At 59.4% G+C, this 17794-nt stretch carries 22 protein-coding genes; all 22 read right to left on the reverse strand.

All coding sequences use genetic code 11. The annotated features are described in order from the left end of the window. Nucleotides 1-103: 103 nt before the first annotated feature. Entirely contained in the window at nucleotides 104-463 is a 360-nt protein-coding gene (locus B5F27_RS10340; protein WP_087367304.1) for a hypothetical protein, read from the reverse strand. A 9-nt stretch (nucleotides 464-472) separates the two neighbouring features. Then, nucleotides 473-1126 (reverse strand): phage scaffolding protein, encoded by a 654-nt coding sequence (locus B5F27_RS10345; RefSeq protein WP_087367307.1) that lies wholly within the window; start codon nucleotides 1124-1126, stop codon nucleotides 473-475. Between the two features lie 144 nt (nucleotides 1127-1270). Next, entirely contained in the window at nucleotides 1271-1534 is a 264-nt protein-coding gene (locus tag B5F27_RS10350) for a hypothetical protein (protein ID WP_087367310.1), read from the reverse strand. Then, entirely contained in the window at nucleotides 1531-3306 is a 1776-nt protein-coding gene (locus tag B5F27_RS10355) for a minor capsid protein (RefSeq protein WP_087367313.1), read from the reverse strand. The genes B5F27_RS10350 and B5F27_RS10355 overlap by 4 nt, the downstream gene beginning before the upstream one ends. After that, on the reverse strand, nucleotides 3293-4828 hold the full coding sequence (locus B5F27_RS10360; protein WP_242962162.1) for a phage portal protein: 1536 nt from the start codon (nucleotides 4826-4828) through the stop codon (nucleotides 3293-3295). The genes B5F27_RS10355 and B5F27_RS10360 overlap by 14 nt, the downstream gene beginning before the upstream one ends. After that, nucleotides 4815-5009, reverse strand: a complete 195-nt coding sequence (locus B5F27_RS10365) for a hypothetical protein (protein ID WP_087367316.1) — start codon at nucleotides 5007-5009, stop codon at nucleotides 4815-4817. Before B5F27_RS10365 ends, B5F27_RS10360 begins: the two co-directional genes overlap by 14 nt. An 8-nt stretch (nucleotides 5010-5017) precedes the next feature. Then, nucleotides 5018-6241, reverse strand: a complete 1224-nt coding sequence (locus tag B5F27_RS10370) for a PBSX family phage terminase large subunit (protein ID WP_079699125.1) — start codon at nucleotides 6239-6241, stop codon at nucleotides 5018-5020. Further along, a complete protein-coding gene (locus tag B5F27_RS10375) occupies nucleotides 6186-6749 on the reverse strand; it encodes a terminase small subunit (protein ID WP_087367319.1) in 564 nt (187 codons plus the stop codon). The genes B5F27_RS10370 and B5F27_RS10375 overlap by 56 nt, the downstream gene beginning before the upstream one ends. 202 nt (nucleotides 6750-6951) lie before the next feature. Then, nucleotides 6952-7347 carry a hypothetical protein gene (locus tag B5F27_RS10380; protein ID WP_087367322.1) on the reverse strand — a complete coding sequence of 132 codons (396 nt, stop codon included), beginning with the start codon at nucleotides 7345-7347 and terminating at the stop codon, nucleotides 6952-6954. Between the two features lie 4 nt (nucleotides 7348-7351). Further along, nucleotides 7352-7723: a hypothetical protein gene (locus B5F27_RS10385; protein ID WP_087367325.1), complete on the reverse strand. Its 372-nt coding sequence runs from the start codon at nucleotides 7721-7723 to the stop codon at nucleotides 7352-7354. Next, nucleotides 7720-9120, reverse strand: a complete 1401-nt coding sequence (locus tag B5F27_RS10390; RefSeq protein ID WP_087367328.1) for a DEAD/DEAH box helicase — start codon at nucleotides 9118-9120, stop codon at nucleotides 7720-7722. The genes B5F27_RS10385 and B5F27_RS10390 overlap by 4 nt, the downstream gene beginning before the upstream one ends. Beyond that, the gene (locus B5F27_RS10395) at nucleotides 9101-9397 is read right to left on the reverse strand and encodes a VRR-NUC domain-containing protein (protein ID WP_087367332.1); all 297 of its coding nucleotides are present in this window, start codon (nucleotides 9395-9397) and stop codon (nucleotides 9101-9103) included. Before B5F27_RS10395 ends, B5F27_RS10390 begins: the two co-directional genes overlap by 20 nt. A 304-nt stretch (nucleotides 9398-9701) precedes the next feature. After that, nucleotides 9702-12104, reverse strand: coding sequence for a virulence-associated E family protein (locus tag B5F27_RS10400; RefSeq protein WP_087367336.1), 2403 nt, complete (start codon nucleotides 12102-12104; stop codon nucleotides 9702-9704). A 13-nt stretch (nucleotides 12105-12117) separates the two neighbouring features. Continuing rightward, nucleotides 12118-12510 carry a hypothetical protein gene (locus B5F27_RS10405; protein ID WP_087367339.1) on the reverse strand — a complete coding sequence of 131 codons (393 nt, stop codon included), beginning with the start codon at nucleotides 12508-12510 and terminating at the stop codon, nucleotides 12118-12120. After that, nucleotides 12507-12716: a hypothetical protein gene (locus tag B5F27_RS10410; RefSeq protein WP_079699132.1), complete on the reverse strand. Its 210-nt coding sequence runs from the start codon at nucleotides 12714-12716 to the stop codon at nucleotides 12507-12509. Before B5F27_RS10410 ends, B5F27_RS10405 begins: the two co-directional genes overlap by 4 nt. Further along, nucleotides 12706-13095, reverse strand: coding sequence for a hypothetical protein (locus tag B5F27_RS10415; RefSeq protein WP_087367342.1), 390 nt, complete (start codon nucleotides 13093-13095; stop codon nucleotides 12706-12708). The genes B5F27_RS10410 and B5F27_RS10415 overlap by 11 nt, the downstream gene beginning before the upstream one ends. Then, entirely contained in the window at nucleotides 13088-13288 is a 201-nt protein-coding gene (locus B5F27_RS10420; RefSeq protein ID WP_087367345.1) for a hypothetical protein, read from the reverse strand. Before B5F27_RS10420 ends, B5F27_RS10415 begins: the two co-directional genes overlap by 8 nt. Then, nucleotides 13281-13592, reverse strand: a complete 312-nt coding sequence (locus B5F27_RS10425; protein ID WP_087367348.1) for a DUF6378 domain-containing protein — start codon at nucleotides 13590-13592, stop codon at nucleotides 13281-13283. Before B5F27_RS10425 ends, B5F27_RS10420 begins: the two co-directional genes overlap by 8 nt. Then, nucleotides 13579-14217 carry an FAD-dependent thymidylate synthase gene (gene thyX / locus B5F27_RS10430; RefSeq protein ID WP_087367351.1) on the reverse strand — a complete coding sequence of 213 codons (639 nt, stop codon included), beginning with the start codon at nucleotides 14215-14217 and terminating at the stop codon, nucleotides 13579-13581. Before thyX ends, B5F27_RS10425 begins: the two co-directional genes overlap by 14 nt. Further along, the gene (locus tag B5F27_RS10435; protein ID WP_087367354.1) at nucleotides 14214-15545 is read right to left on the reverse strand and encodes a DNA cytosine methyltransferase; all 1332 of its coding nucleotides are present in this window, start codon (nucleotides 15543-15545) and stop codon (nucleotides 14214-14216) included. Before B5F27_RS10435 ends, thyX begins: the two co-directional genes overlap by 4 nt. Before the next feature lie 45 nt (nucleotides 15546-15590). Continuing rightward, a complete protein-coding gene (locus B5F27_RS10440; protein ID WP_087367357.1) occupies nucleotides 15591-15788 on the reverse strand; it encodes a hypothetical protein in 198 nt (65 codons plus the stop codon). A 16-nt stretch (nucleotides 15789-15804) separates the two neighbouring features. Next, nucleotides 15805-17793: a DNA polymerase gene (locus B5F27_RS10445; protein WP_087367360.1), complete on the reverse strand. Its 1989-nt coding sequence runs from the start codon at nucleotides 17791-17793 to the stop codon at nucleotides 15805-15807. Nucleotide 17794: the final 1 nt, after the last annotated feature.

The raw sequence follows: 17794 nt of genomic DNA on the forward strand, positions 1-17794 counted from the left end.
ACTTGGACCTTGCTTTATACCAGGCGTTTGCTGCCGTTACTTCTTCGGACTGTCGTAACTGGTTTGCTTGTGCCGGTTATTGTTGATATTTTATGGGGTTGCTCTAGTCGGTGTTGGGCTTGCGCTTGCGGCCCTTGGGGGCCTCTTTGGTGCCGGTGGTATCGTTGCCCTCCGGCTCATCTGCCGGGCCGTCCTGGGCCGCCTCCGTGCCCGCAGGGGCCAGGCGGTCCATGACTTCCTGGACAATGGCCTCCGCAAGCTCCTGGGTCAGCCGGATGGCCAGCTCTTTGGCCAGGGCGTCCGTCAGCTCTTTCACGGAGGAGATGTTGTCCGCAATGTACTGCACCACGGCCTCCTGGGTGCGGGGCAGGGATGCGGCGGGCTTGCCGGTCAGCTTGGCCGCCAGATTTCTCAAGGCGTCCTCAAAAGACACGGCTTTGGCAGGGGTTGTGATGTTTCGCATGTTGTCACCTCATTCCAGCTTGGCGTCCGGGTTTTCGGCCAGGAAAGCCGCCAGCTCGGAATAGGACATCTCAGAGGGCTTTTTCCCCTCGCCGGGTTTCCGCCCAGTGTCGGGGTCGCCGGGTTTCCAGCCGGTCAGCTTGGCCCCGGTGCTCCCAAAGAGAAAGTCCGTGTTGGCGTCCTTTTTCATGGCCTCGATTTTGGCGGCCAGGGTGATGCTCTCATTGTTCACCTTGGCCACCACCTTGCCGTCCTCAATCTTGGCGTCCTTGAGATAGTCGGCCAGGAGAGCCCGGACAGCGGTGTTGTTCTTGGCTCCGGCGGCGGTGAGTTCGGCGTCCACGGCGGCAGTCAGCCGGATGGTGGCCAGCTCTTTCTCATAAGCGGCCTTGTCCGCCTTGTTCTGCTGCTCCAGTTCGCCAATCTTGCGGGTCAGCTCCTCGTTGTCGCCAGCGGACTTTTTCAGCTCATCAAGCTGCTTGGCGTGTCCCTTGGCGGCCTCCTCAAGCTGGCCCACCTGGGCCTCCAGCTCCTTGACACGGGTGTTTTTGGCGTTGAAGTCCGCACGGGCAACAAAGTCCTTGCCAATCGCCTGGCAGGCGGCGGCGTCCATGTCCTCCGTGTAGGCATCGCCAATGATTTCCTTGAGCCATAAAAGTTTCATGTTGCGTTACCTCCTGTTATCTGCTTTCCTTGTGTCCGGCCAGTCCCGGTATGGCAGCGCCCCTGTTGGTTTCCGCCGGGGCCCGGCGGTATTTGGGTATGAAAAAAGCACCGTGCTTTTCAGCACGATGCTTTCATCATCGGGTCAGTAGAGGATGTCTGGGTCAATATCCAGCTCATCCAAATTGGTCCAGATAGAGGGGAGGGTGTCCTTGCCCCCCTCCAGAGCCGTGAGCAGGTCCTCTTTGGTGTAGCCGTCCGGGGGGCCGTAGGCGGTCCCGTTGGCATCCAAATACACCAGGCCGGGGCCCGGCTCATCCCCCACAAAGCGGCCCCCAAAGGCCTGCTCATAAGCGGTAGCGGCCTCCTGGAGCTCCGGGTTGGTTGTTACATCGGAATACTTAATCATGGCGTTGTCACCCCTTTCAGCAGTTTCTCAAACTCCGCCAAAGCGGTGGGAAAGTATTTCTGCATCAAAGCGTAGCGGTCAGCGTCGAATTGAGCGGCAAACATGTGGGCAAAGGCCTCTTTCTCCAGCATCCCGGAGTAGGTCCAGTAGCGTGTATTCCAATGGCCGTATGTGCCAGCGCACTTGTTACGGGACATCCCGCCGAACAGATCGGAGATTGCATTGGGCAGCGCCCCACGGAGCTCCTGGGAGATGACTGCATAGGCGTCCGTCTTTCTCTTTGTGCCGTGGGCTTTCATGGTGGCTTTGACATAGGCCTCAAAGTCCTGCCTCAAGGCGTTGCCAAAGTCCGGCGTCTGCATGGATGTGTAGCCGCTCCCGGCGCATGACATAAAATCAATATAATGGCCGTGTTCATGGAAAAAGGTTGTTGCTGGGCCTCTGGGGTCCGTCATGTCGTTGGCAAAATTCATTTTGACCTTTTGGATGCGGCTGTCAAAATGCGGCGTGCCGGAGAAAGCCCCGTCCGCCACGGAGCCGGGCTGGACATAGCGCTCAAAGGCGGCCTGGGCCGTCTGATTGCCGGACGCATAGTGTTGCTCCAGGGCGTCCGTGTAACCGCCGGGGGATGTGGGCAAGCCCTGCATGACATTCTGGAAATGGGAGCCCGCCTTTGCGGCCATTGTACCACTCCCGGAGGGCACCTGTAAACCGGGGGCTGGGCCCTGCACAAAACTCTGCCGCCATTGGGCAAAGGTGGTGTTGGCCGGGACCTTTTTGGTGGTGCCGTCCGGGTTGCGGGTCCAGCGCTCCCCCAGGGCCTCCATGTCCTCAAAGTAGGGGGCGGTGCAGCAGCGGCACCAGGGATGGAACGGCGGAGCGGTGAGCCCCACCTGGTAGTCCGACATCTTGAACACCTTGCCGTCCAGCGCCGAACACAGGCCGCAGGTGTCCCGGTCAAAAGAGGCCACAATCCTGTATTTCTCCACGCCCAGGGCGTTGAAACAGTCCTTTTGAGCGGCGCTGGAGAAATAGGCGCTTTCCGTCATCACCAGGCGGCCCGCTTTGGAGCGGGACACCTCAAACTGCTTGGAGATGGCGGAGATGGCCCGGTCTGGAGCCTCTCCCCGTATAATCATCTGGGTGAGCTGGGTATTTACGCTGTTCACAAGGCTCTGCTTGTTGGTCCAGCAGCGGTCCCGGAAAGTCTGGCCGTCCGTGGTCCATGGCCGGGAGAGGACCTTGGTGATGGTCCCCTCATTGACGGCCTGCATGGTCCAGCCCACGCCCAGGCCCTTTTGGACCTCATAGGCCGTGTGGTAAAAGCTCCCGGTGTAGGATTGCCGGGCGGCCCGGTCTATGTAGTCAAGCTGGTTGGAATAGAGGAGCTCCGCCTGCTGCTGGAGCTGGATTTTGAGGGCGTCCAGCCGGGAGATGTGGACCCTGGCGCTGGCGTTCTCCAGCTCTTTCATCCAGGCCCCGGTGAGGGCGTTTTCCTCACCGTGCTTGATGTAGTCCTCAACCGTCCAGCGAAACTCCGCCAGCTCATCACTGTTGAGCAGCCGCTTGGCGTCTGCCAGGGTGATGTCATTGTTGACGGCAAAGCGCCTGTACCATGCGGACATCTGGCGCTCAATCTCAGCCTCAGCGGCCCGGAATTGGGCATCCAGGTTTTCCACATAGGAGTATGACTGGTCCAGCAGGGCGTCCTCCATGTTTTTCATGCGCCGGGCCCAATAGTCCGCATTGCGCTGGAGGTTATTCCTGGGCATCGCCGTCACCGCCGTCCTGGCCGGTCACGGGGTTGCCGGAGCCGTCCCCGCCGTTCTGCCGGTTTTTCATAAAGGCGGCCTGGTAGGGGTCGGCCATGGCCTCCTCCTTTTCGTCCTTGATGCGCTGGAGCTCCTGCTCCGGGTCAGACACCCAGGGGTGCATTTTCACAATGGTTTCATCAGAGAGGATGCCCACGGAGTTCTTGCAGTTGTTGATGACCTCAGTTTCATTGATGAGGACATCCCGGTCAAAGATGACCTTGACCTCTGTGCCCTCAAAATTCCCCCGTCCCGTGTTGGCCAGGTGTTGGTTGACAAACCAGAGCAGCTCCTCCATGGAGGCTTGAAACTCCATTTCAATGCCGTTGGCGTCCAGGTCAATATCAGAGTACATGCTCTGTATATTCATCTGGTTGGGGTTGCCGCTCATGCGGTCATCCTTGGCGTCATAGCCCCTGGCGTTCTCAATGATGGCATCCTTGAGCAGGGAGAGCAGGACCTTGTAGTTTTCGGCGTTGACCTCAATCTGGAGGGTGTCCACGCCGCCCTCAGAGCCCTCATAGGAGCGGACCTTGATGATGCCGTAGGTGGCCAGGTTGGCCCGGAGCCGCCCCAGGTCCTCCCCGTCATAGTTCTTGATGACCAGGATGGTGGAGTGGATGTCCTCCTCCATCTGGTTGGCAAAGTTGGAGATGATGTTGTTGTAGGCATCTTGCAGGCATTTCACCCTGGACAGGAGGGGGATTTCATGGTGGGAGCTCTTAAAGCACACCAGGGGGATGCGCTCCCAATTATAGCTGGTTTCCTTGCCTGTCTGGGGGTCCGTTGTGGTGATGTAGGGCCCGGACCGGGCAAAATCGTCCGGCTCAAGGGTCCCGTCATCCCGGCGGACAAAGCAGTCCACGCCGCCGCCGTGCATGACCTCCACCTTGACCACATCCTTGGTCTGCTCGGTTTCATCGTACTCCAGCACCACATAGACATGGACGGCGGCATCCAGGATGGTGTGGTCAGCATCCGCCCAAAAGGGCAGGACCTCATCCGCCGGAAAGCGCTGGAAAGCCAGCTCCCCGTTTTGGTCGTAGTAGGGAAACACCCAGCTCTTGCCGCCAATCCAGGCCCCCTCACCAATGTTGTGCATGGTCCGCTGAAAGCGGGACCCAAACACGGTGGAGAGAGCCGCAGCATAGGCCTTGTTCTCCGTGTCAAAGGAAAAAGGCCGCCCAAAAGAATAGTTGGTTTTCTGGTCCACCATCTTGGCATAGATGTTGTTGACCAGCCGGTTGTTGGGCAGGTGGTCCAGCACCTTGACCTTGCCGTCATCGTCCAGGGCAATGCGCTTGCGGCGGAGCACATCCTGGGCCCCGTCATAGTAGGCCTCACCCGCAAGCTGCCGCTTGCGCTCTTTGGAGCCCAGCCAGGCCGTGATTTCAAGCTCCAAAAAGCGCTTGTCCGTCATGCCCCGGCGGAAATTTGTGGCCGCCCTGGCCACGCAGTCATCCCGCAAATTAAGCACCACCACCGTGCATCACCTCCTTTGCTTGCAGATCGGATGGGGGGGGATTAAATCCAATGGGCCGGGCCTTGCTTTTCTCCAGGGTGAGGGTCTGCCCAGGGAGCTCCACCTCAATCCGCAAGGTGCGGTATGGCAGGCGCTCCGCCCATTGTTCGATTTTATTCAACACATACTGCTGCTCAAACATGGCACACCTCAAAAGCTGAAAAGTTGCGGCCCAAAAATCTTGTGGACAAAATAGCGCACATCATCCATGGCGTGGTCATTTTCCTTGATGGGCCGGTCCATGGGGGCCTTTTCGTCCCAGCGGTAGAGCCCAAACTCCCGGATGCAGTCCGTGCAGCCGGAGCAGATGAAAATGTCCCCGCTTTGGAGCCGGGTGGCCACATCCCGGATGCCGTCCAGGACGGCGTTGGAGGCCTTTTCCACATAAAAGCGGCCATGCCGCCGGATGGCCTCAATAAAGCTGGCTGCTGAGGGGTCCACGATGACGGCCCGGATGGGCAAGTCACCGGCCAGGCGCTCCAGCTCAAAATAGTGCTCCTCATCGGTGCGCTGGCGGCCCTCTTTGCGGCTGTCAAAGTAATACTCCCGCATACGATACCATTTCCCGGAGGCCCGGCCCCAGAGCCCCATGCTGGTGGGGTTTACGGTGCCATAGTCCACGGAGATGTAGTAGCGGTCATAGGGCCGGGGCACATCCGGCACCACATGGTAATCCTTGTTGAACATGGTGTAAATCAGCCCCTCCGCCACCACCCAGAGGCCCCGGATAAAGCGGTCATAAAACACGCCGGAGTATAGGCTCTCATACCTGGCCTTGACGGCGGCGGAGAGGCTGAGGTTGTCATCCATGGTGAAATGGAGGTGCAGCATGTTCCGCTTGCCTGCCTCCAGCACCCAGGTGAGATAAAACCAATGGCTGGGCCCCTCCGGGTTGCAGTTAAACCAGAGCTTGGAGCCCTCCACGCTGCACCGGGCACAGGCCTGCTCCACGAAAGAGCGGGGCATGAGGGCCACCTCATCCAGCAGGACGCCCGCCAGGGTGATGCCCTGGATGAGGGAGGCGCTGCTTTCATCCCGTCCGCCGAACAGGTAGAAGTTATTGGAGCGCCCGGCGGCGCTCACCACAATTTTGTTTTCGGTGCGGTATTCCCGGAAAGAGAACACCCCGGCCAGCCAGGTGGGCAGGTTGGTGGTCACATTGCGCCGCAGGCTCTCAATGGTCTTGCCGCACAGGGCAAAATTTTGACCTTGAAAGCGGCACATGGCCCACATGATAAAGCCCACCGTCATGGCCACGGTCTTGCCGGAGCGGATGGAGCCGTCACAGATGATGCCGTCATAGTCCCCAAAGCCCGGCCTATTCCACCAGGTCATGGCCAGGTTTTGCCGGGGGCTCAATTTCTGGTATCTCATCCGTGCCTATCTCCTCTCTGGTGCTTTCCTCAATCACCTCAAAGATGTTGTTTTCCTGCTCATTGGCGGAGCCGTTGTTGGCGTCAAAGACGCCCAGGTGCTTGCCCAGCAGCTCCAGGGCCCTCACCTTGTCATGGAGCTTGATTTCCGTGCCATATTGGCCCTCCTTGATGGAGGCAACGGCCTTTTTCTTTTCCTCCGGCACCTCATCCGTGGGGGTCAGCCGGACCAGGCCGTTGTGGGTGATGGTTGCAAAGTCGGTGCCGTTGGCAAAGGCGATGGCGGCCAGCTCCTCCAGCACCCGCTCCTGGGTGATTTCCAGCTTGCCCCGGAGCTTTGCCTGGCGCTTTTGGATAGCGGCTTGGATTTCAACTTTTTTCAACAGCCGTTGGCCCATGCTGTACGCTGTCTTTTCGCTGTACCCGGCCCGCTTTGCGGCGGCGGTGGCATTGAGGTCCACCAGGTACTCATCCACAAACCGCTTTTGCTTGTCATTCAGCTTTGCCACACTCACCACCCCAGAACATAGTAAAAGGCCGCCCTCCCCGCACAGGGGAAAGCAGCCCAAAAAATCATAGGTGAATGGCGGCAGGGGTCTGGTGCCTGCTCCGTCACCCCGCCGCCACCCTCAAAGGAGGTAAAACCATGATGAGGCTATACCCGCTATGTCAGTGTAACATAAGTACACCGGACAAAACGGACAATCTCTTTTAGTTCCGTTCCAGATACCGTTTCACGGCTTTTCTGCATCCGTCCTCGGTATTCCCTCCACCGATGCAGGCGGCCACCTGCCGCCAGGGGAGCCCGTTGATGAAACGATAGGTGAATATCTGCCGGAGGAGGCTGTCATCAATGCCGGAGATGTAGCGCTCCAGGCGGCTCCGCTCATAGAGGCATTGCTGGTGCTTGGCCTCAATGATGCCCCGCAGATCGGCAATCTCCGCCGCATATTCTCCCACCTTGTCCGTCACGCCCGGGGCGTGGGGCATCCCGGTGATGACCTGGGCCCCTGGCAGCGCTTTGACCTCAAGCTCCTGGAGGCGGCGCTTGTCCATCTCAATCTCCCGGTTTAAGTAATACAGCTGGGACAGCTCTTTCAAGGTCATGCGCTCAGTCCTCCGTTTTCTCTCCAGTCCACACCGGCTGGCAGTTGCCCTCACCCATCATGCACACCTTAGCGCACACCTTGCAGGGGTCACCGCCCGCCATGACAAAGTGCAAGGCTTTGATGGCATCGGCCAATTTTGCAGAAAGGCTGTTTGCATCCGCCTCCGCTTTCTTGAGCTCTCGCTCCAGCTCCGCCACGCTCTCATCAACGGCGGCAATCTCCGCCGCCTCGCTCTTTGCCTTGATAACTGCCGCCTGCAATTCTCTCATCCTCTGCACATCGGCCTCATGCTGCACAGTCAGCCTGGCATTTTCCCGGATGAGTTCATCACAATAAATCTGGTCACCGTTCAAAATCACTGTTGGATTGCTCATGTTGCACTCTCCTTTACCTTGCGTATTCTGGCCTTTAGGGCCCGCATGACAGCCTCATGGGTGTCTGCCCGGTCCCGTATGGTGGCCATGACATCCTCATCCTCACAGCCCTGCACAATGAGGTAATGCACAAACACTTTTTCGTATGGGGAGCCCTGCCGGTACAGTCGGCAGTTTCCCTGGTCATTCAGCTCAAAGCTCCAGTTGAGGCCGTACCACACCACATGGCGGCCACCGGCCTGGAGGTTGAGGCCATAGGCACAGGAGGCCGGATGCACCAGCAGCACATCCACCTCTCCGGCGTTCCAGGCCTCCTCATCCTCCACGCCCTTATACACCCGGACCCTCAGCTTTTCGGCCCGGCCCCGGTTGTACTTCTCAATGCGCTCCAGGATGCGGTCCTTGTCGTGCTGGTAGCCGTAGAATGTGAGGCAATGCTCCCCGTTCAGCTGCTCCAGCAGCTCCGTGAAAGCCTCCAGCTTGCAGTCATGGACCGGGACCACCTTGCCATCATTGCCGTACACGGCCCCATTGCAGAATTGCAGCAGCTTGCCCACCAGCACCCCGGCGGTGCCCGCTGTGATGATGTCCTCATCCACCTCCAGCAGCAGGTCCCGCTCAAACTGGTCATAGGCCTTTTTGGCCTTGGCATCCAGGAGGACGGGGATTTCATGCTGGATGAAGTCCGGCAGCTGCAAATAGTCCTCCGCTTTCATGGAGATGCAGATGTCTGAGATGGCATCCAGCACGGCGCTCTCAGCTCCATCCTTGGCCTTATAGGAAAAAATCTGGGTCCGGCTCCTCTTGTCCGGGTCAAAATATCGCTCCCGATAGGCGGACAGGGACGGTCCCAGGCGCTCACCGCCGTCCAGGAGATACACCTGGGCCCACAGATCAATCAAGCCTTTGGAGGACGGCGTGCCGGTCAGCAGCACCACTTTCTTGATAAACCGGCGGATGCGCTTGGCGGCCTTGAAACGCTTGCTCTGGGAGTTCTTGAAACTGGTGCTCTCATCAAAGATGACCATATCAAACGGCCAGGCCTGCTGGTAGTAGTCCACCAGCCACTCAAAGTTCTCCCGGTTGGTCACATAGACATCCGCCGGAGTGTTGAGGGCCTTGATGCGCTTGCTGGCGCTCCCCAGGACGGTGGACACCCGGAGATGCTGGAGGTGGTCCCACTTGGCCGCCTCCTTGCTCCAGGTAGCCTCTGCCACCTTTTTGGGGGCCACCACCAGGGCCTTGGCCACCTGCCAGCGGAAATACTTGAGGATGTTGACGGCGGAGAGGGTGATGACGGTTTTGCCCAGGCCTGGCCGGAGAAACAGCCCAATGGCCGGGTCCTCCACCACCCGCTGGATGCAGTAGGCCTGGTAGTTATGCGGGGTGTACTGCATCGGTGAAAACCTCCCTCAAAAAGTCTTTCACGGCATCCATGCCATAAAGCACACGGACATCCGCCCCCCGTTTCTCCATCTCGCTCCGCTGCCACTTCTGCACCTTGGCCAGCCTCCCAATCTCTGTTTTCAGCTCCACATACACCGTCTTGCCGGTGGGGGTGATGATGATGCGGTCAGGCACACCAGGATTGCCGGGTGACACAAACTTATAGCATAGGCCGCCGTGCTCTTTCACCTTGCGGACAAGGTAACTCTCAATACTGCTTTCCCTCAATTTCCTCAACCTCCTTTGCTTTGTGCAATATGCTATTTGAGGCGGTCACCCTTGGAACATTCGCCCTATATATTGCGTAAACAGAGGGTTTAGAGGGTTTATATATTCTCTAATTTCTCTAAATCCTCTATTTTTGTATTTAATAGAAATTAAATGTTCCAATGTTCCACCCTCTAAAAAATCCAGTGTTTACAAGGGTTTAGCCCGGAACATTTGCCGGAACATTGCCCGGAACATGTTCCGACTGGCAATTTGCATAAATGTTCCACTGTTCCGGCCAATGTTCCACCCCAATGTTCCGGGGTTATAGAGCTCTCCGGCGGAGAAAGCCCCGCTGTTTGCCGCAGTAGCCAAAGCGCATGGAGCCTTTACTTTTCTCCCAATTCGGGCAAGCCTCAATGATGCTGTTGATTTCCGCCGTGTCGGAGTAGCGGATGTCCCGCTGCTTGCCGTCCAGGGCCTCACACCACACCTCCAGGGCACACACCCGGTCCCGGTCCACCAGCTTGACCTCACCCTGCACGGCTCCGCCCCAGAACATGCGGCGGCGGTCCAGTGGCCAGCTCTGCCAGTCCTCCGGGACCTGCCGGTCTAAAAAATCCAGGATGACGCCCTCCCTGGTGCTCACCTCACGGTGCTCCTCCTGCTTTTGCTTGGCGGCGTCCTCCAGTTCGCCTTTGAGGAAAAGAGGCTCCCCGGTCCTCCAGCGGACCACGGCCTCCGCCCATAGCTGGTCAACCTCCTCCGGCAAATCGGACCACACCTTTTTTGTGGCCGGGGCCACGCCCACATCCACGGGCCAGAAACGGCGGTTGCCGGTCCGGTCCTGGAGATAGTCAGAGGTGTTGGTGGTGCCGAAGAACACGCAGCACCGGGGCAACTCTTTGACGTGGCGGCCATAGGCTGCCCGGAAACGGTCAGCCCGCAGGGAGAGAAACTGCTTGATGCGGGCAATGTCCGTGCGCCGGAAAGCATCCAGCTCCGCAATCTCCACCAGCCAGACGCCTTGGAGCAGTTCAGAGGCCTCCTTGCCCTCAAAGGTGCGGATGCTGTCATTGAACCAGCCCCGGCTCATCTTATCCAGCAGGGTGCTTTTGCCCAGGCCTTGCGGCCCGGAGAGGATGAGCATAGTGTCATATTTGGTGCCGGGGACCATGGCACGGGTCACGGCGGCGGTGAAAGCCTTGCGGGTCACGGCTCTGGTGTACGGGGTATCAGCGGCCCCCAGATAGTCAATGAAAAGGGTGTCCAGGCGGGGCGTTCCGTCCCAGACAAGGCCCTTGAGATAGTCCTGTATCTCATTGAACGCATGGGCGGTGGAGTGCAGGGAAAGCGCCCCGTCAATCTTGCCGTTGCCGGTGATGTGGTGGTAGCGCTCCATGTACCAGTAGAGGCCCTGGTTGTCGTTGTCATCCCAAAAGCGGCGCTCCGTGCGGCTGTCCCAGGGGAGGGCCCCCAGGACCTCACCACGGCCCGCAAATTGGTTGAGAGCAAACTTGCCTTTGAGGAGCGGGTCATGCTCCAGGATTATCCACACATTATCAATGGTCGATTTGGGGAGCCCCGTCTGGGTGTTCACGGCCAGCTTGCCCATCCAGTTGGCGGGGTCCTCATCGTTGGTGCCCTCCACGCCCTCAAAGTCCTTGACGGCCTCCTGGTAGCGCTCCTGGCTCATCAGGGCGGCCACATCGGCGTCCTGGACGGCCAGCTCACACATGGCCTTGTAGGAGGGCAGGCGGTTGGTGGGCGTGCCAGGCTGGGCCTCATCGTCCTTGTCCCCAAAGCGGTGGAGGCGGACCATATCAAAAGCATTGACCAGACGGTTGCTACACGGGTCAGTGGCGTGGTGGCTGTAAAGAAATTTGCCGTTGTCATAGATGACGGCGCCGCCGGTGGTGGAGCCGCCCAGGTAGGTGTAGCGGCCCGGCATATTGTCCACCGGCTCATAGATGCCGGGGATGAGCTCATCCATGGCCCGGTAGATGTCATAGGTGCGGCAGAACGCCCCCACCACGCCGGTCTTGGCCTCCGGGTCACCCTGCTTGACAGCCAGCTTGGGCAGGCTCAGAGCGCCCGGCACCTGGGGCCAGGTTGTGCAGTCGGTCCAGTCATCGTATTTGGCCAGCAGGCCGTTGGCAGAAAGCAGGGGCTTGTCTTTCCACACATAGATGTATTGGCTGTCAGCGCAGCAGGATGGCCAGTACATGAGCCGGGACACCTCAAAGGTGGTGGGGTCACATAGCTCCAGGCCGATGAGCTCCGCCATTTTGCGGGCGATGGGCTCATATTCATCCGCTGTCATGGTCCGGTCCGTGGGGAGTAGGACACGCAGACGGGGCGCTGCTGGGCTGTGCTTGCGGGTGGAATAGATGCAATAGCCGCAGCCCAGGGCCTCCACACGGCGCAGGACATCCTCCGTGCCGCCGGAGGGGATGTTGTCCAGGTCCAGGGTGACCACATCACGCCCGGTCACATTGTTGGCCTTGCGGCGGGGCCCGGACAGTGTGCCGGCCATAAAGCCGCCCACGTCCTTGAGGTCATCCTGCTGGGCCTTTTTCATATTCAGATATTCCGCCAGGGTTTCCGTGCCTCTGGCCGGGGCCTGGAGCCGGGCCCAGAGCTCTGAGATGAGCATGGTCTGGGGCTGCCAGGTCATGGCCCGCCGGTTGCTCCCGGCGGAGATTGTTATTTTGCGGTCATATTGCATGGGGCGGCACCTCTTACTCAGGGTTTTTCAGCTCATGGCTGGAGGTCAGAAAAACAGCGTCACGCACGGTCTTGGCGGTGTGCTCATCCAGCCATTTCCGGCACAGGCTGGTGGAGTAGTCCTGCTTTCCGGTGTCCTTGATGATACGCTCACGCAGGCGGAGGAGCTTGGCCTCCTTGGCCTCGATGGCGGCCTCCCTCAAGTGGAAAATGAGCTTGACCTGCTCCAGCATGACCTCCACGTCTGCCACTTCCTCCGCAATCTCCTGGAGGTTGTTGTGGCCCCGGAGGTTTTTAGAGAGCTCTTTGGTCAGCTCCGCCATTTCCTCCATGCAGATGATGAGCTGGTGGTCCTTGCCATAGGCATCAATGGCCCGCTGGCAGACGGCGGTTTCCCATGCGGTCATCGAAAACACCTCCCGGTCTTTTTGTCCTTGATTTCTATGCGGGCCAGCAGCTCAAAGCCGCTTTCCGCTATGATAAACTTGAGCACCTTGATGAGAAAATTGACCTTTCCCTCCAGGGCGGCGTCCTCCTGCATGATAGGCCGCAGGGCGTTGTATGCGGTGGGGTCAGGGTAGCCCTCACCGTTTTCCCAGGGTTTAGGGGTCATCTCGCAGCACCTCCTCTTGCCATTTTTCAACGTCAATGCCTTTTTCCTTGAGCTTGTAGCGCTCCGGGTAGAGGTCATCCATCTGGTAATACTCCCTCATCCGGCGGTGTTCCTTGGCCATTGCCAGGTAGAAGTCATGGAGCCGCTTTTCCCTCCAGCCATAGCACTGGTACAGGGTCCAGAGCACCATGGTGTCCAGGTCAAGGGAAAAACGGGCATCCGCCTCAAGGCATTGTTGGTTTATCTCGTGCATCATGGCGCTCTCCATGGCCGGGGTCATAATGCCCCGGCCCAGGTCGGAGAGCTTGATGTTGATGCTGGGGTCCTTAGGCACCTGGACGCCCTGCTTTTGCAGCTTGCGCCGCTCCCGCCTATTCATGGCGGGCCTCACGGCGGCACTGGAGGAAATGCTCAGTAGGCTCCCAATCCTCCATCACAAAGACAGTTTCCTCCGGCCCCAGGCCGTGGAGGTCACACACAAAGTCACCCTCACCCAGATACATGCAATGGTCACACATGTTGGGGTCACAGGTCTTGGGCATCGGGCGGCGGCGTTTCTTGTTCTTAGACATCGGGGTCCTCCTTGGTGGCAATCTCACCTGCACAGGCCGCATAACCGGCCAGGTCCACAAAGCTGTCCGGGCTGGAGCCGGTGGCAATTCTGGCCACCTTGAGCAGCCCCATCATGGCGGCCACGTCCTTGGCGGTGATGTGGTTGACGGCCATGACCTTGGCCAGCTCCGGGTGGGCCGCTCGGAGGTAGACACCCCACAGCAGGCCGATGGTTTCAAAGTTGTTTTCCGGGGTGCCATAGTCCCGCTCACGTTCTCCGCAGACGCAGACACGGGCCGCCTCCAGTATCTCAGCTCTTTTCATGTGGCACCTCCAGGTCACCAAACACCACGGGGACAAGCTCCTGCATCCGGTGGAGCAGCGGGACGGCCAGCTCTCTCATCTGGGGATGAGCCGCCGGAGCCGTGCGGAGTTTGAAGAAATGCCGCCATTCCCGGAGGTTGGCGGTCATCACCACCTCCGTCTTGAGGCTGTTGGGCAGCACGGACCGGGCCTCCTGGGGCGTGCAGCCAAAGGTGAGCATATCAAAATAGGCATCCTCAGCGCAGCGGCAGGCGTCCCTCCAGATGTCCCAGCCCGGCGTCCCCTCCACCAAAAAGATGGGCTTGATGACAGTGATTTCCCGGCCAAAACCGTCCTTGGAGTAGTTGCAGTAGCGGGTGCTTTCCTGGCAGTAGGAGGCCAGGCGGTGCCGGACCAGCTCATGGGACACGCCCCGGTCACAGATAAACTTGACGGTGATGTCATAATGCTCCAGCACGGCCTCATGGCCTCGCTTGATGATGCTGGCCACAAAGGTGGCGGCGCTGGTGTCGGTGATTTTGTCCTCCGACTTGTAGCACACCCGCCCGCACAGCTCAATGTGTTTGAGGATGGCCTGGCCGTCCAGCGGGGTGAGAATTTCAAAGCTGGGAGAGATGATTTTCATGCGCTTAACTCCTCTCTGATTAAGTGGGGGCAGTTGGCCTGGACCAGCACTTTGGCCATGATGGGGACCACACTGTTGCCAATGCGGGCCACCTGTTCCTTGATGGGGTAGGGCTTGCCCTCGCAGTCATGGGTGATGATGTAATCCGCCGGAAAGCCCTGCATGAGCTTGAGCTCCGGCTCCGCTTTCAGCATCCGCAGGAAGATGTCCTTTAGGATGTATTGCTCCCCATCCAGCTCCGCCACCACGTTCACCAGGCCAAAGCGGTCCTTTGTGGTGATAGTGGCCAGGGGCTCCTCAAGGGTCTGCCCTCCGCCGGTGCCGTAGTATTTGATGAGAAAAGCGGACACCAGCCCGAAGTGGCCGGGGGAGGTGGTGATGGTGTGCAGAGGCTCCCGGCAGCTTTGCCCAATGCCGGTTTTGTAGAATTTGGTGACAAAGGCGGTCACCAGGCCGTAGCGGTTGCTGGTGTCAATGGTCTTGATGGGCTCGGTCAAAAGCTGGCCTCTGGCATCCCCGGCTTTGGTTTCGCCGTGGTACTGGATGAGGAAAGACACGGCCTCTTTGTTTTTCACGATGTAGGGGGCCGGGTTTTCCACCACATACTTGCGGTATCCGTTGGCAATTCGGCGCAGAGTAGCGTCTGCCAGAGGCTTGGGCCGATTGAAAATTGACCGTCCTAAATCGGACCAGTCTATAAAGTCACCGCAGGGGACCCATTTCTCTGTGCCGGGGCAGCCCTCTTTGCTGTGCGTTGGGGCTGGCCAGATGATGGGCCGCTTGTCCCGCCTAAAAATGGCATACCACCGTTTTCTTGTGGTGGGGGCTCCATAGTCGGCGGCCACCAGTTCACGGCTGTCAAAGGCATATCCCAGGGCACACATGGCGGAGATAAATTTGTTGTAATCCTCTCCGGCTCTTTCTTTGATTGGCCTGCCGGTAGCATCCAGAGGACCCCATTGCTGGATTTCCTCCACATTCTCCATGATGATGACCTCCGGCAAAATGGTCTTTGCGTGTTTGTAGACGGCCCAGGGCAGGATGCGGAGCCCCTGGTGGCGGGGCTGGCCGCCCTTAGCCTTGGAGTGGCTGGTACAGTCCGGGGAGGCCCACATCAGGTCAACCGGCCTGCCAGCCACATATTTGGGCAGGTCAACGGTGAAAATGTCCTCCGTCAGATGCAAGGTGTGGGGGTGGTTGACCTTATGGATGCGGATGGCCTCCGGGTCGTGGTTGATGGCAATGTCAATGGGACGGTTGAGGGCCAGCTCAATGCCTTTGCTGGCCCCTCCGCCACCTGCAAAACAGTCAATGAGCAGTCCGTTCATGCGGGTGTTTCTCCTTTGTGTTTTTTCCGCCGGAAAAAATGGCGGTCAATCGGGCCGGAAACCATGCCGGGCAAGGTAGCGCTCCGCCTGCTGTTCCTGGGTGAAATGGCGGCTCTTGCGGCGCTCCCGGTCCCGTCCATAGACAACGGTGGAGCCGATACCCTGCACCAGCCAATAGTCCTTGTTGTTCTTGCGGACAAGGTTGTAATAGACGGCCTCGCCTTTATCGTTTACCATGTGCATGGTCCTGGCCTCCTTTTTAGTCTTTGGTAAAGTAGTAGCCCACCCAGCCAGCCGCCTTGAGCGGCAGGTCAGGGGCCCAGGGGACCGGCTCCCCCATGATGGAGCAGACGGTGCCCAGCATGGCGTCCTCCGTGTCCCAGGGGGCCACATCAATGACCACCTCATCATGGACATGGAACACCACCGGCAGCCCGGCGGCCTCCAGCCGGTCAACGGACAGGGCCAGGCAGTCACGGGCGATGGCCTGCACGCAGTTCTCCACCAGCTTGCCGCCGTAGGTTTCAATGCGTTTCCAGCGCTTGGTTTTCTGGTCCATGCCCATGTAGGAGATGGAGGGCCGCCCCCATTCGTTCTGGCCAATGCTGGGGCTGATATAGTAGAGCTTGCGGCCAGAGGGGAGCCGGATGGTGAGGCAGTCCACGCCGTTGTCATAGTCATACTCACGGGCCAGCAGCAGGCCGTTGACGCCCACGCTGCCGCCCTCGGTGATGACCTGGACGGCGGCATTGTCCATGGAATACCACAGGTCACGGATGCGCTTGTTGGCCTCCCGCCAGCGGCTCACGATGTCCGGCAGCTCCTCCTCGGTGAGCCCCATGTCCAGGGCTCCCATGGTGATGAGGGCCCCGGTGCTGCCCTGGTAGCCCAGGGCCAGCTCCGCCACCTTGCCCTTTTGCCGGAGCGCATACTCTGGATTGCCCTTTTTGATGAGCTCCAGAGGCACCCCAAACATTTGAGAGGCGGAGGCCTCATAGATTTTGCCATGGGTGCGGAACACCTCCAGCCGCCATTGTTCCTTGGCCAGCCATGAGATGACACGGGCCTCAATGGCGGAAAAGTCGGCGTCAATCAGCACATGGCCCTCCGGGGCCACAAAGGCCGTGCGGATGAGCTGGCTGAGGGTGTCGGGCACGCTGCCATAGATGAGCCGCAAGGCGTCCAGTTTGCGGGCCTTGACCAGCTCACGGGCCAGGTCCAGCGGCTCCGTGTAGGTCCGGGGCAGGTTTTGCACCTGCACCAGCCGCCCGGCCCAGCGCCCGGTCCTGTTCGCTCCGTAAAACTGGAGCAGGCCCCGGACACGTCCATCCGCACAGACAGCGGCCTCAATGGCGTCATATTTCTTGGTGGAGGTCTTGCCCAGCTCTTGGCGTATCTCCAGCATCCGGCTCACTTGGGGGCTGTTATCGTCCCGGCCCAGCAGGCGGGCAACAGTGTCTTTTCTCAGGTCGGCCAGCTCCTCACCAATTTCCTCCTGGAGCCAGGTGGTGAGCTGGGCCACGCTGTTGGGGTTGGACAGGCCGGAGAGCCGCACGGCCTCCGCTGTGAGGTTTTGGCGCACGGTGTCACCCAGGTATAGGGCTCCGGTGACCAGCTCCAGGTCAACGGCCACGCCCCGGGCGTTGATGATGAGGTCCGTTTCCCATTGTTTCTGCACCCAGTCCGGGGGCATAAACGCTGAGAGCCGCCGCTCAATCTCCATTTCCGTGACCACATCCTGCTTGCAATACTCTTTGAAAAGCTCCCATTTTGCGGGGTCGTGCTGGGGCAGGTTGCGGGTCCTCTGGCCGTTGGCCTTTGTGGGCTTGCAGGGTATGCAGAAATAGCGGATGAGGGCCTTGCCGGTGTTGAGCTTTTGCTTGTCCTGGGGGAGCCCCAGGGCCTTGCCAGTGGCATCCAGGCCTGCCGTGTAGCCGCAGTAGAGGCCATGGAACATGGTGCAGCGCCATTGGTTGGGGGGCAGGGTGCCCATATACTTTGAGAGGCAGCCCCACTCAAAGGGGGCGTTGTAGGCGTGCTTGATATACTCCGGGCTGGTGATAGCCTGGACCAGCCACGGGGGGAGCCGCTCCCCCCGTGCCAGGTCGATGATTTCAACAGGCGCACCATCCAGGCTGAACGCAAAGAGCAGGATTTCAAAGTCCGGGCTCTGGATGTACTTCTGGGCACCGGCCTTTGCCAGCGGCACGCTGGAGTAGGTTTCAAGGTCAATGCTGAGATGGTGCATG

Origin of the sequence: Faecalibacterium sp. An192 (genome assembly GCF_002160175.1) — a bacterium.
Taxonomy (GTDB): domain Bacteria; phylum Bacillota; class Clostridia; order Oscillospirales; family Ruminococcaceae; genus Faecalibacterium.

Coding starts and splice junctions, on each gene's coding strand:
- B5F27_RS10385 (WP_087367325.1), bottom strand. CDS start 7,723: ATGAGCAATCCAACAGTGATTTTGAACGGTGACCAGATTTATTGTGAT.
- B5F27_RS10390 (WP_087367328.1), bottom strand. CDS start 9,120: ATGCAGTACACCCCGCATAACTACCAGGCCTACTGCATCCAGCGGGTG.
- B5F27_RS10445 (WP_087367360.1), bottom strand. CDS start 17,793: ATGCACCATCTCAGCATTGACCTTGAAACCTACTCCAGCGTGCCGCTG.
- B5F27_RS10410 (WP_079699132.1), bottom strand. CDS start 12,716: ATGACCCCTAAACCCTGGGAAAACGGTGAGGGCTACCCTGACCCCACC.
- B5F27_RS10405 (WP_087367339.1), bottom strand. CDS start 12,510: ATGACCGCATGGGAAACCGCCGTCTGCCAGCGGGCCATTGATGCCTAT.
- B5F27_RS10440 (WP_087367357.1), bottom strand. CDS start 15,788: ATGCACATGGTAAACGATAAAGGCGAGGCCGTCTATTACAACCTTGTC.
- B5F27_RS10435 (WP_087367354.1), bottom strand. CDS start 15,545: ATGAACGGACTGCTCATTGACTGTTTTGCAGGTGGCGGAGGGGCCAGC.
- B5F27_RS10420 (WP_087367345.1), bottom strand. CDS start 13,288: ATGTCTAAGAACAAGAAACGCCGCCGCCCGATGCCCAAGACCTGTGAC.
- B5F27_RS10370 (WP_079699125.1), bottom strand. CDS start 6,241: ATGAGATACCAGAAATTGAGCCCCCGGCAAAACCTGGCCATGACCTGG.
- B5F27_RS10365 (WP_087367316.1), bottom strand. CDS start 5,009: ATGTTTGAGCAGCAGTATGTGTTGAATAAAATCGAACAATGGGCGGAG.
- B5F27_RS10425 (WP_087367348.1), bottom strand. CDS start 13,592: ATGAAAAGAGCTGAGATACTGGAGGCGGCCCGTGTCTGCGTCTGCGGA.
- B5F27_RS10355 (WP_087367313.1), bottom strand. CDS start 3,306: ATGCCCAGGAATAACCTCCAGCGCAATGCGGACTATTGGGCCCGGCGC.
- B5F27_RS10345 (WP_087367307.1), bottom strand. CDS start 1,126: ATGAAACTTTTATGGCTCAAGGAAATCATTGGCGATGCCTACACGGAG.
- B5F27_RS10415 (WP_087367342.1), bottom strand. CDS start 13,095: ATGAATAGGCGGGAGCGGCGCAAGCTGCAAAAGCAGGGCGTCCAGGTG.
- B5F27_RS10400 (WP_087367336.1), bottom strand. CDS start 12,104: ATGCAATATGACCGCAAAATAACAATCTCCGCCGGGAGCAACCGGCGG.
- B5F27_RS10380 (WP_087367322.1), bottom strand. CDS start 7,347: ATGACCTTGAAAGAGCTGTCCCAGCTGTATTACTTAAACCGGGAGATT.
- B5F27_RS10340 (WP_087367304.1), bottom strand. CDS start 463: ATGCGAAACATCACAACCCCTGCCAAAGCCGTGTCTTTTGAGGACGCC.
- B5F27_RS10350 (WP_087367310.1), bottom strand. CDS start 1,534: ATGATTAAGTATTCCGATGTAACAACCAACCCGGAGCTCCAGGAGGCC.
- thyX (WP_087367351.1), bottom strand. CDS start 14,217: ATGAAAATCATCTCTCCCAGCTTTGAAATTCTCACCCCGCTGGACGGC.